This window comes from Sporosarcina sp. Y352 (assembly GCF_056786535.1).
Window position 1 is genome coordinate 1 of the sequence record NZ_JBXCJE010000004.1, and the last position, 14,494, is coordinate 14,494.

The 14,494-nt window shown below is 40.7% G+C and carries 11 protein-coding genes; 2 read left to right on the forward strand and 9 right to left on the reverse strand.

Annotated features, from left to right (window positions below; translation table 11 throughout):
- Window positions 1-489: 489 nt before the first annotated feature.
- Both arcC and AC1TO6_RS07685 read left to right on the forward strand, forming a co-directional pair.
- The gene (gene arcC / locus AC1TO6_RS07680) at window positions 490-1,440 is read left to right on the forward strand and encodes a carbamate kinase (protein ID WP_482101021.1); all 951 of its coding nucleotides are present in this window, start codon (window positions 490-492) and stop codon (window positions 1,438-1,440) included.
- 63 nt (window positions 1,441-1,503) lie between these two features.
- Window positions 1,504-2,739 (forward strand): allantoate amidohydrolase, encoded by a 1,236-nt coding sequence (locus AC1TO6_RS07685; protein WP_482101022.1) that lies wholly within the window; start codon window positions 1,504-1,506, stop codon window positions 2,737-2,739.
- 564 nt (window positions 2,740-3,303) lie between these two features.
- Here the strand turns inward: AC1TO6_RS07685 and AC1TO6_RS07690 are convergent.
- The 9 genes from AC1TO6_RS07690 to AC1TO6_RS07730 all read right to left on the reverse strand — a co-directional run bounded on the left by AC1TO6_RS07690 (window position 3,304) and on the right by AC1TO6_RS07730 (window position 14,450).
- Window positions 3,304-6,786, reverse strand: coding sequence for a right-handed parallel beta-helix repeat-containing protein (locus AC1TO6_RS07690; protein ID WP_482101023.1), 3,483 nt, complete (start codon window positions 6,784-6,786; stop codon window positions 3,304-3,306).
- Window positions 6,787-7,199: 413 nt separating this feature from the next.
- Window positions 7,200-8,387 (reverse strand): RNA-guided endonuclease InsQ/TnpB family protein, encoded by a 1,188-nt coding sequence (locus tag AC1TO6_RS07695; protein ID WP_482101024.1) that lies wholly within the window; start codon window positions 8,385-8,387, stop codon window positions 7,200-7,202.
- Between the two features lie 956 nt (window positions 8,388-9,343).
- Entirely contained in the window at window positions 9,344-9,673 is a 330-nt protein-coding gene (locus AC1TO6_RS07700; protein WP_482101025.1) for a YolD-like family protein, read from the reverse strand.
- Window positions 9,674-9,686: 13 nt separating this feature from the next.
- The gene (locus tag AC1TO6_RS07705; protein WP_482101394.1) at window positions 9,687-10,943 is read right to left on the reverse strand and encodes a Y-family DNA polymerase; all 1,257 of its coding nucleotides are present in this window, start codon (window positions 10,941-10,943) and stop codon (window positions 9,687-9,689) included.
- Entirely contained in the window at window positions 10,943-11,128 is a 186-nt protein-coding gene (locus AC1TO6_RS07710; protein ID WP_482101026.1) for a LexA family protein, read from the reverse strand. Before AC1TO6_RS07710 ends, AC1TO6_RS07705 begins: the two co-directional genes overlap by 1 nt.
- Window positions 11,128-11,349, reverse strand: coding sequence for a transcriptional regulator (locus AC1TO6_RS07715; protein ID WP_482101027.1), 222 nt, complete (start codon window positions 11,347-11,349; stop codon window positions 11,128-11,130). The genes AC1TO6_RS07710 and AC1TO6_RS07715 overlap by 1 nt, the downstream gene beginning before the upstream one ends.
- Before the next feature lie 283 nt (window positions 11,350-11,632).
- Complete coding sequence (locus AC1TO6_RS07720; protein WP_482101028.1) at window positions 11,633-12,340, reverse strand: glucosamine-6-phosphate deaminase; 708 nt, start codon at window positions 12,338-12,340, stop codon at window positions 11,633-11,635.
- Window positions 12,341-12,434: 94 nt separating this feature from the next.
- Window positions 12,435-13,541, reverse strand: a complete 1,107-nt coding sequence (locus AC1TO6_RS07725; RefSeq protein WP_482101395.1) for an aminotransferase class I/II-fold pyridoxal phosphate-dependent enzyme — start codon at window positions 13,539-13,541, stop codon at window positions 12,435-12,437.
- Window positions 13,542-13,607: 66 nt separating this feature from the next.
- The gene (locus AC1TO6_RS07730) at window positions 13,608-14,450 is read right to left on the reverse strand and encodes a 3-hydroxyacyl-CoA dehydrogenase family protein (RefSeq protein ID WP_482101029.1); all 843 of its coding nucleotides are present in this window, start codon (window positions 14,448-14,450) and stop codon (window positions 13,608-13,610) included.
- Window positions 14,451-14,494 lie beyond the last annotated feature (44 nt).

Here is a 14,494-nt window from a genome sequence, read left to right on the forward strand (position 1 = left end):
AACCCATGGTATCATCCCCTTTTCATGAATTATTAAAAATAACAGGTACAATACTATACCCGTTTATGTCCATTATAAGGGGGTCGACCACTGTGCAACAAAAAACAACGAACAATTTATCCAATTGTATAAAAATCCAATAGAGATTAGATAGTCAAGTACCTATCTAATCTCCTGTTCATAAATATGTAATTGTAATTGATAGTCAGAATATTTCCGTGGACAGTTACCTGAGATTTTGAGCGGTCAGCCGCGGGCTTCGGGCGGTTCTAACCGATATATGAGCGGTCAGCCACGGGATTCGGGCGGTCCTTAACGATATATGAGCGGGTGGCAGCGATTTTGGGTTTTTGTATGTAATTATTGAAATCCCGTATATAATCATGACTATGAAGGATCCATTTCCTATGAGCTTAAATTTGAGCTACTGGGCAGACAGGCACACAAACGCAGCTAGAACAATACATACGTATTATAGGGGGAACACGGGTGAGTGGAGTAATAATTGTTGCCATCGGCGGAAACGCGTTGGTTAAAGGGAATGGCTTTGATTCAATTCAGGATCAATATGAAGTAGTGCAAAAAACGGTTATTAATATTGCCGATATGGTGGAAGAAGGCTATAAAGTTGTCGTTACACACGGAAATGGACCACAGGTAGGTTTCGGTCTTCGAAGGTCTGAAATTGCACTCGAACAAGAAGGAATGCCTTTAATCCCGCTCGTTAATTGTGTAGCGGATACACAAGGCGGGATTGGCTATCAAATTCAACAGGCATTAACAAATGAATTTGCAAGAAGGGGTATTGATAAAAAAGTTGCTACACTTCTAACTCGGGTTGAAGTAAGTTCAGATGATCCCAACTTTAAAAATCCAACAAAACCTGTGGGATCATTTTATACATTTGAACAATCTGAACGAATGAAGGCAACACATCCGGAATGGAAATTTATTGAGGATTCCGGAAGAGGATACCGGCGTGTGGTACCATCCCCTAAACCAATTAATATACTTGAAAAGGATGCCATTAAGTCCCTCATTGACTCAAATTTTGTTGTTATTGCAGTGGGTGGTGGTGGAATCCCTGTTGTACAGCGGGAAGATCATACATATGAAGGAATAGATGCAGTTATCGATAAAGACTTTGCGACAAGTCTGTTAGCGGAACAAATTAACGCAGATACTTTAATTATTACAACGGGTGTATCAAGGGTCTGTATTAACTTTGGTAAACCCAACCAAAGAGAACTGGAGATCATTACAATTTCACAGACAAAGCAATATGTACTTGAAAACCATTTTCCTGAAGGGAGTATGCTGCCTAAAATTGAAGCAAGCTTAAGCTTTTTGGAGGAGAGCGGGATGAGAGTTATCATTACGAATACCGAAAGTTTAAAAGACGCAATCAATGAAAAAGCAGGGACACATATCATTAAATGAGTGCTTAAATCGTATACTCTTTCTTCAAGCTAAGACGAAAATAGATAATCGGAGGTTACGGGCATGGATAGAAGAAAAAGATTTGAAGCATTATTTGCAAATATAAATCAATACAATGCAGGTGATAAGGGAATTACAAGAATTGCTTACTCCAACGAGGAGCAAACATGTACCCATGCTTTTATGCGGATGTGCAAGGCTGAAAATCTTGATATACGCATGGATTCTTGTGGTAATGTTATTGCCAGACGGGAAGGAAAGATTGAAGGGCTCCCTCCTGTTGCCATGGGCTCTCATTTAGACACCGTTTACCAGGGCGGGAAATACGATGGTGTGCTGGGCGTCACAGCTGCATTAGAAGTGATCAAACGCCTAAATGAAAAAAAGATTGAAACGAACCATCCGATTGAAGTGATTTCATTTGCGTGCGAAGAATCATCCCGTTTTGGCGTATCAACAGTTGGAAGCAAAGCGATGACAGGGCAATTTGAAAAAGATAAATATCGACATTTGAAAGACAAAGATGGCATTACATTAGAAAATGCACTATCTTATTGTGCACTTGATATCAATGGTATCGATCAGGCAAGTCGAGTGAATGAGGAATTTAAAGCTTTTTTTGAATTGCATATCGAGCAAGGTCCAGTATTAGTCAATAATCATAAAAAAATCGGTATTGTTACAGGAATTGCTGCTCCGGTTAGGCTAATTGTTAGAATAACAGGTAAAGCATCGCATTCAGGTACGACTCCGATGAATATGAGAAAAGATGCGCTTCTTGGGGCAGCAGAAATTGCCTTGGAACTTGAAAAAGTCGCGAAGGCAGAGGAAGACTTTGGTACTGTCGCTACACTAGGCGTTATGGAGGTGTTCAATGGGGCTATGAACGTCGTGCCGGGAGATGTGGAATTGAAAATTGATATGAGATCCACTTCGTTAACATCAAGGCAACGCGTGCAAGATCATTTAGTGCAAACGATAACTTCCATTAAAGAGAATAGAAAACTCGAGATAGAAAGTATTGAAATTAGTTCTGAGGAGCCTGTGCTTCTATCCCCAGAAATTAACAATGCGTTAGAAATGGTTTGTAAGGACAAGAATATTCCCTATCAACTTATGCAGAGTGGGGCTGGCCATGATGCCATGAACATGACCCGGTTATGTCCTGTAGGGCTTCTTTTTGTTCCATCCGTAGACGGAATCAGTCACCATCCAAATGAATACACAGCGATTGAAGATATCTTAATCGGAATTGACGTATTGGAAGAGGCAGTTCTTCGTTTTGCAGTAGTCGAGTAACCGACCTGGTACCTGCAACAAAAACAACGAACAATTCACCCAATTGTATAAAAGCCATTATAGATTAGATAATCAAATACCTATCTAATCTCCTGTTCATAAATATGTAATTGCAGTGAGTTGCCGGAGTAGTTTCGCGCACAGTACCTGAAATTTTCCCCGCTCTCCATTTCGATACTATATCAGTATGATGGATAACTTTTTGTACAAGCGTGGTAAAAATTATTTGTGGAGAACTGCTCACTTTAGTTTATCGTTTACACCCCTTTCATTCACCTTCCTAATTGTCTGATTAGTGTCTGAATTGTGCGGTGCACAGGCATCGCTTTTACTGCCTCACGTACAAGCAAGTTGTGGAAGAGGATACTTAATTGTTTGTGTGCCTGTGCAACAAAATACAACAAACAATTCAACCAATTGTATAAAAACCCAATAAAGATTAGATAGTTAGGTGCCTATCTAATCTCCTTTTCATAAATATGTAATCGTAGTGAATTATCAAAATAGTTTCTTGCAAAGGTACCTGAAATTTTGCAGTACCTGTGTATTAAAACAACAAATCATTCAACTCTCCAACAAAACTAAATCATCCTTCGTAATTTCTTTTTCGAGCGCAAGCCTATTTTGTTTATTGCTCGCCACAGCCATTCGATAATCGACTTTACGCGTCATTTCTCTCGCTATTTTTTTTGCAAGACCGGCATTTCCGAAATGACTATCTCTACGCGCATAAATCTCTTCATAGTGACGAACTAATGCACCCTTTGCTTCGTCTGTTATGCCGTACCCTTTACTATAGAGGTCGGTAATCTCCATTAATTCCTTTGGTGTATAATCTTCAAAATGGAACGTTAGTCCGAAACGTCGACGGAGTCCGGGGTTGCTGTCTAAGAAACGATTCATTTCTTTTTCGTACCCTGCGGCAATTAATAGGAACTCGCCTTGTCGATCGGACATTTTTTTCAGCAATACTTCCACTACTTTTTTCCCGAAGTCATTCTCTCCACCACTCGCAAGTGTGTACGCTTCATCAATAAATAACGCACTACCCATCGCTCGTTCAATCAGCCCGGCTGTCAGCTTCTCCGTTTCACCAATATGACTACCGACTAAATCGCTGCGATCTACTTCAATCAGATCGCCTCGTTCTAATAATCCAAGCGCTTGATAAATACCAGCGAGCACACGACCGACCTCGGTTTTACCTGTCCCTGGTTTACCAATCAACAGCGTGTGGTTCATCAATTTCTCCGTAGAATGATTTTCTCGTTTGTAGTATCTCATTAATTCAATCATTTTATCTATTTCAGCCTTCACAGAACCAAGGCCGATAAACTGATGGAGTTCTGCACGTTTATGGGCGAGTAGTACTTCATCGATTGGAACTTCGTACGTCTTCACTCCACGCTCTTGTACCGCTTGTACAACGTCTTGTTCTTCAAACATCGTCAATACCTTTTCCGTCCACTCTTCACGCAAAAGTTTCGCAATTCTCATCGACTGAGCAAGCCCGATTTGATCGTATAGTATACGTGCCATTCGAGCGTTACCAAATGTTTCATCGCGCATACGATAACGTTCCACGAACTCCTCATAAACTGCTTGTTTGGCAGCAGGAGTAAGCACATAGCTTCCTTCACACTGGCTTAAGAAGATTTGAAGCAACTCATCTGGTGTATAGTCTTGAAAGTGAATCTTTTCAGTAAAACGATCTTTCAATCCCGGATTAGACGCTAGGAAACGGTTCATTTCTTCGGTATAGCCTGCCGCGATGACAATGAATTCACCGCGAGAATTTTCCATTGCAGGAAGCAACGTTTCAATTACTTTTTTTCCGAAATCATTACTAGAATTGCCCCCTGCTGCAAGCGTATACGCTTCGTCTATAAAGAGGACGCCACCCATAGCTTCCTTAATAATTACTTTCGTTCGTTCTTCTGATTCACCAACATGCGTTCCAACGAGATCTTCTCGCTTCACTTCAGTTACGTGGCCTGTCTTTAATAAACCTAGTTCCTTAAAAATCTTTCCTATAAGCCGAGCGACTGTCGTTTTACCAGTACCCGGATTACCTTGAAAGACCATATGAGGCGCTACCATCGGATTAACTTTCATTCCACGCTCTAATTTGAATTGATTAATGTCGCTTACGTTTTTAAACTCCTGGATTTTGTCTTTCACATCTTCCAGTCCAATAAACCCGTTCAAACCATTCATGAAAACATCCATCTGATCAGTAGGTGATGAATCTACAGTAGAGGAATGTCCAGCACTGCCGCCTAATTTACTAGTGATTGGTGGAACCTTCAAGTCCGTATCGGTGAGCACAGGAACACTGTCATCCCAACGAACTAAATCTCCTGCTTGGTTGTTCTCAAAAGAACAGTCGTTAAGAACCGGAACCGAACGCTCGAGTCTCAGTCCAGCCTTCTTTCCATTCATCACTTGCACCCCAGTGAATACAGCATCCGAACAATCTTGCAAGATGATTTGATCATCTTGATGACCATGTACTCGAGTTACCGTCACTTCAGTACGCTCCACCTGACTCAAGACGATTCCTGACGATTTACCGTCATAGATTTCACACTCCGTTATAAAGACTTCTGCAGATTCCGTTGCTCTTATTTGTGGCCTTTTATGATTGAACAAAATTGACCGTTCTAATGAAATAACTACTTCAGGACCTGCAAGTATGCCGTTCTTATCGCCACTCGATATTCTACAATCGGTAATTTCTGCTTTAGCCGCAGCACTGAGTACAACGTTGGATCCCTTATGACCGAAGATGATGCAATTGGCTGCCGTCAACTCGGATTCTTTCACAAATATCCCTGCACTATCCCCACTCTTTACTTCGGTCGCCGACAGAATTACTTCCGATTGTTCAGAAGCAAAAATCTGTACACCACTATGATGGCTAATAAGAGAATCCGAAATAGTCACTTGACTACTTGTCACGTAAACTCCTTTATTGTTTCCACTCTCAATTTCACAACCCAGAATCGTGAACACGCTTTGAGTAAACGCAGAGAGTTGCGTCATCTGATTGTACTTCACTTCAGATTCGATGAGTGTACACGTGGAATTTCCGGACACAATTCCTCTAGACCCACCCGAAAGGATCTGTGTTTTTGTAATCGAGAGTTTGCTTTGTTCGTTACAGGAAATTTGGTCTCCTTTTTGGTTTTTAAACTGTGAGTCGGATAGCTCAACTGATGAACCACTGACGTTCATTCCTTCAGCCTCACCATTTTCAAACGTACTTGCCTCGACTTCGATATGGGATCCATTCGTAAATGCTACATGCTCCAAACTTTGGTTTTTAAAGACACAATTTTTCAGGACACCCTTAGATTGATCACAATAGATTCCTTGGACATGTCCAAAATAAAAATTCGTACTTTCTACATCCATAGAACTGTCTTGTTCCAAACGAAGTTGAACCCCGCGATTTCCGATGAATGAACTTTTGGTGATTGTTGCTCGACTCGTTTCATACAAGCAAAGGCCTTCTTCTTGCCCACTTAAAATTCCGGAATTCGTTACCGCGACTTCTCCTCCCGCGCGCACACTAATTTGTGCAGACTTGATCGTGTCTTCTACTATGCATTCGAACAAAGCCAAACGCCCTAATACCTCAATACCTTGTATGTTTTTTTGAAAGATCGAATGCTCTGCGGATACTTTTGCAGCTGCATCAACTCGCATTGCAACTCCTTGAATTTCATAGAAAAGACAGTGGTGAAGCGTTACATCTCCTGATTCGATATGTAAACCATAGTCCACTGGACCAGTGCCTCCTCCAATACTGATCGATTCGATACGCACTTCTTCCGTTGTCGCGATACGAACACTTCCTGTTAGACGAACTGAGCTCGCTTTACCTTCTGAACTTCGAAGAACGAGCAGCTTATCGATTGTTACATGTTCATAATAAACACCTTCATCCACTTCCACTGTATCTCCTGGTAGAGCTGCCTCTACTGCAACCTGAATGGTTTTGTAGTTGGATCCTCCACGCTGAGACACTTGAATAATTGCCACGTATCTTCCCACTTTCTATTAGTAAATTCAATTGATTTCTATACTTTATATTTTTCTAAACAGAATTATACGAATGAGTTCTATCATCAGTTTAGTATACTAGTAAGCCTAGGGACAGAGTAAAGAACTGCTTGTGAACAAGAGTAGATAGCAAAATTTTAAGGTACCCTTCAAATCACTTTGTTCTTGTAATTATTATTTCATATACAGGTACATGAACCTCCCGCCACTTAAAACAAACCGTTTTTGAAGTGGGGGTTTCCTACTACATCTACAAAAGCGTTCCAACAAGATAAGTGGGTGACACTTATCTTTTGTAATCAATCACAGGAATCACTTTCGCCAACTACGGTAGGCAACAACTTATCCAGGGATAAGCAGGGTCTGGACTGACCATCTACTACTTCCTGCACTTAGGCAATCCGTAGATACTTTGGGTGTTGTAAGCTGAAGTCGAGTCCCCTTATTTCTCCATAAAATGTTTTTGCGAAGAAATTGGCTGCACCGTGAATATCACGATGATTTTGATAGCCACAAGGACATTTATAGAGTCTCGAAGACACTTTACGTCTCTTCGCACAGCAAGGACATTGCTGCGTGGTAAAACTTTCGTCGTGTTTCTCAATTTCGATCCCTTCTGCCTTTAATTTATAGGATAGAAATACGTACACTTTTCCAAAAGACCAATTCGATAGTTTTTGGTTCGTAGTTCGACTCCTAACCTTTTTCTTTTTACGGCGAGATGTGTTGCGTTGAACACCGTCCACATTGCCAAACGCTACTTCTTTCACTTCATTTTCAACACACCAATCGACAAATTGTTTCGTGGTTTTATGGAGGCCATCTTTGAGTTGTCTTTCACTTTTTGATAGCACATACTGTTTCGCACGGTGATATCTTTTCCACAGTTTGGAGCCTTTTGTACACTGACTCATTTTCCGTTGCAGTTCTGCGAGTTTTTTATTGCGGAGCCGATGAATCGAGCGGAGTTTACGACCGGTAATGATGATGTTTTCCCCATTCTCTGCCACCGCTACAATCGTATGAACTTCGCCAACATCGATGGCTGAACGATTTTCAAAGGCATGTTCTTTAACTGCTTGACCGTTTTCATAAGCAATCGACAGCATCAGTTGTCGATCAAAAATCAATTCAATTTCTTTGATTTGACCTGTTGGAACTTCTTTTATCCAGATTGCGAGAGGGGCTTGTCTTTTGCCTTCGAAATTACCCATCGATAACTCGATTTTACCGTTTTCAAAAATAGTGAAGCCATTGTTCGCCCATTTTGTATTGAAATACTTTTTCTGTTTGTATGGATATTTAGTGGTATACCCTGCTCTTCTGGCTTTGTTTGCCGCATCCCGAGCAAACAAATATTTATGACAAACAGCTTGTACTGATTGCGAATGAATCGGGAAAATTCCTTTTGTGCCTTTTTGTAACGCATTTTTCGTGATCCATTTCCCTGTTTTCAGATGGTGTTCTTTCGCGAGTTCTAGACAGCGATTCCACACTTCACCTGCTACTTGATTACACTGGAATAATCGGTCAATCGTATCCTTGTTTGCCCGAAATGATGTTTTCATACAACGAATCATTTTCATTCCTCCAATCGCGAATAACAGAACATTCTTACAATCAATTATACCATAAATCAAAACAAACGTTCCCTATCAAACCACAACAATGGCAAGCATTCATCTCCCACATACGCTTCGCGTTGAGGAAGGAGACTTCTGCCTTAATCGGTTAAATACTTCCATTTCCACTAATTGATGATTGGATTCTGCATTCCTAATATTCTACGATGAAAGCACCCGGGAATAAAAGAATCGTGCACGGTCGAAAACACCGCAGTCGTGAATAATTTTGAAGAGGTTTTGAACCAGTACGAACCGATGATATCAGCATCCATCCGCACTCTCAAGATTTACCGTGACCAGGTAAGTTTTAGACAAACAGGAAGAGCTGCATTATGGCAAGCGTGGACTCGTTTTGACATAGAGAAAGGAAATTTCACACCTTTCGCCTACAGAATGTTACTCCTATAGCAAAGCAAAAAATCTTTGAAACCATAGAAAGAATTGATATCGGCGTTTCTCCTATTGATATATGCTGGGACGAATTATTGAAGGGTTTAATTAGCCTTTTTAATATAGAATGGATATCTGTATCAAGTGGAGGAGAAATTGCTAGTTACGAAGTACAAAAACAACTTGAAAGGAAGTTATATGAAACACCAGTATTCCTAAGAGATTAATAATTGGTGAAGGTTCTCATCATGACAATATAGCAAGTAAAACTGGAAGATCCGCTTTTTAGAATAATTGTGTGGGTGCCTGTGCAAAAAACAACAACGAACAAATCACCCAATTGTATAAAATCACAAAGAAGATTAGATATTGAAGTAAATACCTAATCCACGTCTTATAAATATGTAATTGTAGTGAATTTCCAGAGTAGTTTCTTGCATAGGTACCTGAAATTTTGAGCGGTCGGCCGCAGGCTTCGGGCGGGCCTAAACCATATATGAGCGGTCATTGTTCGTTGTTTTTCATTCCATACATTGTGCGCTAACTATATCTGAAAATGAAATCCTCTCAGTTCCAAAGGGGTTATCGAGCACAATACAGCTAGACTGCACATCAATTACTTCCACTACGGCCCCGCGTGTCATAATCTTGCCGTCCTTCCAAGTCTTAATCAACGTTTGGCATTTGCGTTGATACGCTAATTCGATTTCTTCCTGGATAGATTGTAAATCCCAATCACTGAGCTCCGGGCATTCAACATAATGCTCCTGATCCATCCAATTTCTCAATTCTGCAATGTGCTCCGGCAACATCAATGCCGTCCATTTCATATTTCCGCGATCTCGAATCATGCTATACCTCCCATTACTTATGTCCGCCAACCAATTTAGAGCGTCCGATTGCAGTCCCGTCATCCGTTAGAGACACAGCCCTCAATATAGCTGTGGATCCATACTTAGTCCGAATGCGATCCATAACTGCGCCTAACTCACGGTTTCTCAACTTATCTCCATCAAATAAGCTTAACTGCATGGATGTTTCATCTTCTAAATTGGTAATTGAGATACTAATTTTCCGTACGGGACGATCATCATGAAATTTGTCGAAAAGAGCTACACAAGTCCGGTAGATTTTCATCGTATCGTTTGTAGCTTCCTCGATTGATAACGACCGACTAAATCCACCACCCAATGCATGCTTGCTATATCCTATCGCCAGATGAACGGTCCTCCCCTCTTTGCCAGCTTCCCTTGCACGACGAGAAACATCCTCACACATTTCTAATATGACGGCAAGAACCGATTCACGGGTTACATAATCCCTGTAAAGCGTTTGACCCTTACCATAACTCTTCATTTGACCTTCCAGCAAAGGTGCGCCCAACTCGGACAGGTCAATCCCCCAGGCGTGATGATAGTATTGATTTCCCATTACACCAAACCTTTTCTCAAGTCGTTCAAGCGATGTGTGTGCAAGATCGCCAACTGAGAAGATACCCATATTATTCATAGTTTTCTCCGTCTGTCGGCCAATTCCCCACATTTCACTCAACGGTGCAACTGGCCATAGCTTCGACGGTACATCCTCAAATGCCCACTTCGCAAAACCTGTTTTCTTCGCTTCTAGATCAAGCGCAAGCTTCGCCATCAACATGTTCGGACCCATTCCAACTGTGGACGGTAAATTTAACGTTTCAAGTATTTCTGCTTGTATTTCTTTAATCGTTTCTACCGGATTGCCCCATAGCTTCTCAGTGCCCGAAAGATCTACAAAAGATTCGTCCACACTGTATACATGAATGGCTTCTGCTGGAACATATTTGTGGAGTATACGAGTAATAGACATAGACATTTCTAAAAAAAAGGCCATCTTTGGTTCGAACAAACGAATATCGGGGTGATCCGGAATTTCAAAAAGCCTCGTTCCCGTTTTCACTCTAAATCGCTTCTTCATTGGGGGTGATGCAGCCAGCACAACACTCCCCTTTTGTTTGAAATTACCGACCACCGCGATAGGAACAGTACGAACATCCAAATTGTGTATCGACGCCATGCAGCTAGCGTAGAAACTCATCATGTCGATACAGGCGATTTGTTTGTTCGGAAACGCGCTGTAATCCATCATACGACTAGTCGCAGTGTGCGTACTGTATTAACAAAGTCAATATAACCATTACCCCTCATTTTGTCTAAATGACCATGAACTGTAGAAGGCGATTTCAATCCAACAGCTCTTGTGATTTCACTTATTGTGGATTGATTCTGATTTTCCAATAAATTGTAAATTTCTAGTTGTCGACTACTCATTAAATAACCGCCTTTTCTTTTCGAATGACAGGAACAAGCGCCAGCACGTTATCAATCGTAAAAGTTCTTCTGGATCCGCGAAGATGACAATAGGCTAGGAATGATACCTCACCCACCTGTAGCACCTTGATTCTACGTTTGCTTATTGCACCGTGTTTTGATATGTACAACATATCTAAGACATATTTCCGCTCCATCGACTTAATCAATTCAACACGCACATTTGTTCCCTCCTCTTTTAATCAGTATGTGGAATGTACGTTCGTATTGCAACAACAAATAAACACTTAACAAGAGTTACCAGAAGTGGGCTCTTTGCTAAGTGTTTGACTTAAAATCGGTACTTGTGCAACAAACAACAATGAACAAATTACACAATTGTATAAAAATTTAAATGAGATTAGAAATTGTAGTAAATAACTAGTCACTGCCTTATAAATATGTAATTGTGGTGGATGGTCAGAATAGTTTTATACACAGGTATCTAAAATTAATGCCTTGTAGTTAAACAGTCAAATCTCTTATGTCCGTAATAACCGTCACATCCCCATGGCCTAGTAGCGCAGTCACTGGATAATCAACAGTCACTGTCCCTTCCAACAGCCTTTCAAGGGCAAATCGCTTTCGTTCTCCCAGTGCAATCAGAATGATCTTTTTCGCCGCTAAGATAGATGAAATACCCATTGTCAATGCAGTGGTCGGTATCAGTTCATCATCCTCGAAGAATGAGCTATTTACACCAAGTGTAGAGTCCGTTAATGTCTCAACATGTGTAACTGAATCGAACGAAGTACCTGGCTCATTAAACGCAATGTGCCCATTCTCTCCGATGCCAAGAAGTTGAACATCCAACGGAAATTCACGTAGAAGTCTTTCGTATGAGGCGCATTCTTCCTCCAAGTTTTCAACAACACCATTGGGGATATAGGTACGTTTAAATTTCTTTTTACTAAATAAGTGCTCTTGTATGAAAAATGCGTAGCTATTCTTATTGCCATCTTCGAGTCCAACGTATTCATCAAGGTTGAATGCGGTGACTTCTTCGAATGAAAAATCCGAATTGACCAATGTTTCATATACAGGAATCATCGTACTTCCCGTCGCAAGACCGAGTGCATATAACTTACCATCATCCTGTTGTTCTTTTAAGAGTTCCAATACATGTTGTGCTGCTAGTTTTGGTTCCTCGACCGTAATAATCGTCAGGCTCATTATTTTCCATCCTACCAAGTCTATATATTAAAATTCATAAATGTGAAAAGAAAAACCCTAGTCACTTATTAAGTTTGACTAGGGTCTTGGAAGATCATGAAAGATGCTTTTGTAAAATCGCAATTACCCTCTCCTGCTCTTCCACCGTCATATTCGACCCCGACGGTAGACAAAGCCCTTCCGCAAACAACCGCTCACTCACGATTGTCTCTTCTGCATGCGCATAGAACTTACAATCCTCAAACAACGGTTGCAAATGCAAAGGCTTCCACACTGGACGTGCCTCTATGTTCTCTGCATCCAAAGCATCCATTAACTCGTAAGGCGTTATACGTACCTTGTCTGGATCCAACGTCAACGCCGTCAACCAGCGGTTTGAATACGTACCTTCTAACTCCGGCATGAAATGAACACCTTCTATGTCACCTAACGCTGCCACATAGCGTTCAAATACATCACGTTTAGCCTGAACACGGTCGTCCAATACTTCAAGCTGTCCACGGCCGACACCTGCGAGGATGTTGCTCATCCGGTAATTATAGCCGACAACACTATGCTGATAATGCGGTGCTGCATCCCGTGCTTGTGTTGCTAGGAATCTTGACTGTGCCAATGCATCTACATCATTCGAAACAAGCATTCCTCCGCCGGATGTGGTGATGATCTTATTACCGTTAAATGAATAAACGCCAAATTGACCAAACGAACCACTTTTCTTCCCTTTATATAAAGAGCCAAGAGACTCTGCAGCATCTTCAATAACCGGAACATCATATTCATTACAAACCGCCATCAATTCATCCATCTTCGCACTTTGTCCATACAGATTCACGACGATAACGGCTTTAGGTAGCCTTTCAACTGAATTTAATTCTTCCAAAGCGCGCTTGAGCGCAACAGGAGACATATTCCACGTCTCATCTTCTGAATCAATAAATACCGGTTCCGCACCTAGGTAAAGTATCGGATTGGCACTAGCAACAAACGTCAAACTAGAGCAAAAGACTCGATCTCCCCCCTTTACTCCGACAAGTTCAAGCGCCAAATGAATGGCAGCTGTACCAGAAGACGTTGCCGCTGCTCCTGCTGACCCCGAATATGCAGCTAATTCTTTTTCAAACGCATTCACATTCGGTCCAAGCGGAGCAATCCAGTTCGTTTCAAATGCATCATTTATGTATTTCTGTTCGTTCCCACTCATGTGAGGGGAAGATAATAAAATCCGTTTTCCCACTTACTCATTCCCCTTCATCCGTTTTTCTTCGTATTAATATACATAAAATCCCTTTTTTGTTTTTCTCCCCAAGTGATTTCCATCTACATATTTACGTAATAATGGAGCCGGTCGATATTTATCATCACCGAAGTTCGAATGAAGTGTTTCCATTATAGATAAGCATGTATCTAATCCGATAAAATCTGCTAACTCTAGTGGTCCCATTGGATGATTCGCTCCAAGCTTCATTGCTTTATCAATTTCTTTAGCTGTAGAGATACCTTCTTGTAAAACAAAAATAGCCTCGTTTATCATAGGTATTAGTATTCTATTTACAACAAAACCAGATTGATCTTGTACAAATACTGGTTCCTTGTTAATACTTTCAATAAGTTTCGAAACCTTATCCACAGTTTCTTTCGAAGTTTCTAGTCCACGAATTATCTCTACTAGCGGCATAATCACAGCTGGATTGAAGAAATGCAAACCAATTACTCTTGCTGGATCTTTAAACATAGAACCTAACCTTGTTATAGACAAAGAAGAAGTATTTGTAGCTAATATAGAATCTTCATTCATTATGTCATTTAATAATTGAATAAGATATTCTTTTTTTTCTAAAGACTCTGGTATCGCCTCGATGACCAATTCCATTTCGCTACAACAGTCCAAAGAAGTTGTATAGCGAATATTGCCTTGAGCTCGAAAAATTTCTTCTTCACTCAATTTACCTTTTAATAATAACCTGTTTAAACTACTTCCGATTGTTTTTGAAGCTCTTTCAATATTACTTTCTCTGTAATCAATTAATGTAACCTTAATTTCATTCATCGCTAAATATTGTGTGATGCCAGACCCCATTTGACCTGCACCGACAATTGCTACATTCCGCATTAAAAATACCACCTAATAAGTTTTTCTTATCTGTAATTACAATA

What these genes read in the sequence shown, in the direction of transcription:
- AC1TO6_RS07685 (WP_482101022.1), top strand. Translation starts at nt 1,504, where the DNA reads ATGGATAGAAGAAAAAGATTTGAAGCATTATTTGCAAATATAAATCAA.
- AC1TO6_RS07695 (WP_482101024.1), bottom strand. Translation starts at nt 8,387, where the DNA reads ATGATTCGTTGTATGAAAACATCATTTCGGGCAAACAAGGATACGATT.
- AC1TO6_RS07700 (WP_482101025.1), bottom strand. Translation starts at nt 9,673, where the DNA reads ATGATTCGAGATCGCGGAAATATGAAATGGACGGCATTGATGTTGCCG.
- AC1TO6_RS07705 (WP_482101394.1), bottom strand. Translation starts at nt 10,943, where the DNA reads ATGGATTACAGCGCGTTTCCGAACAAACAAATCGCCTGTATCGACATG.
- AC1TO6_RS07710 (WP_482101026.1), bottom strand. Translation starts at nt 11,128, where the DNA reads ATGAGTAGTCGACAACTAGAAATTTACAATTTATTGGAAAATCAGAAT.
- AC1TO6_RS07720 (WP_482101028.1), bottom strand. Translation starts at nt 12,340, where the DNA reads ATGAGCCTGACGATTATTACGGTCGAGGAACCAAAACTAGCAGCACAA.
- AC1TO6_RS07725 (WP_482101395.1), bottom strand. Translation starts at nt 13,541, where the DNA reads ATGAGTGGGAACGAACAGAAATACATAAATGATGCATTTGAAACGAAC.
- AC1TO6_RS07730 (WP_482101029.1), bottom strand. Translation starts at nt 14,450, where the DNA reads ATGCGGAATGTAGCAATTGTCGGTGCAGGTCAAATGGGGTCTGGCATC.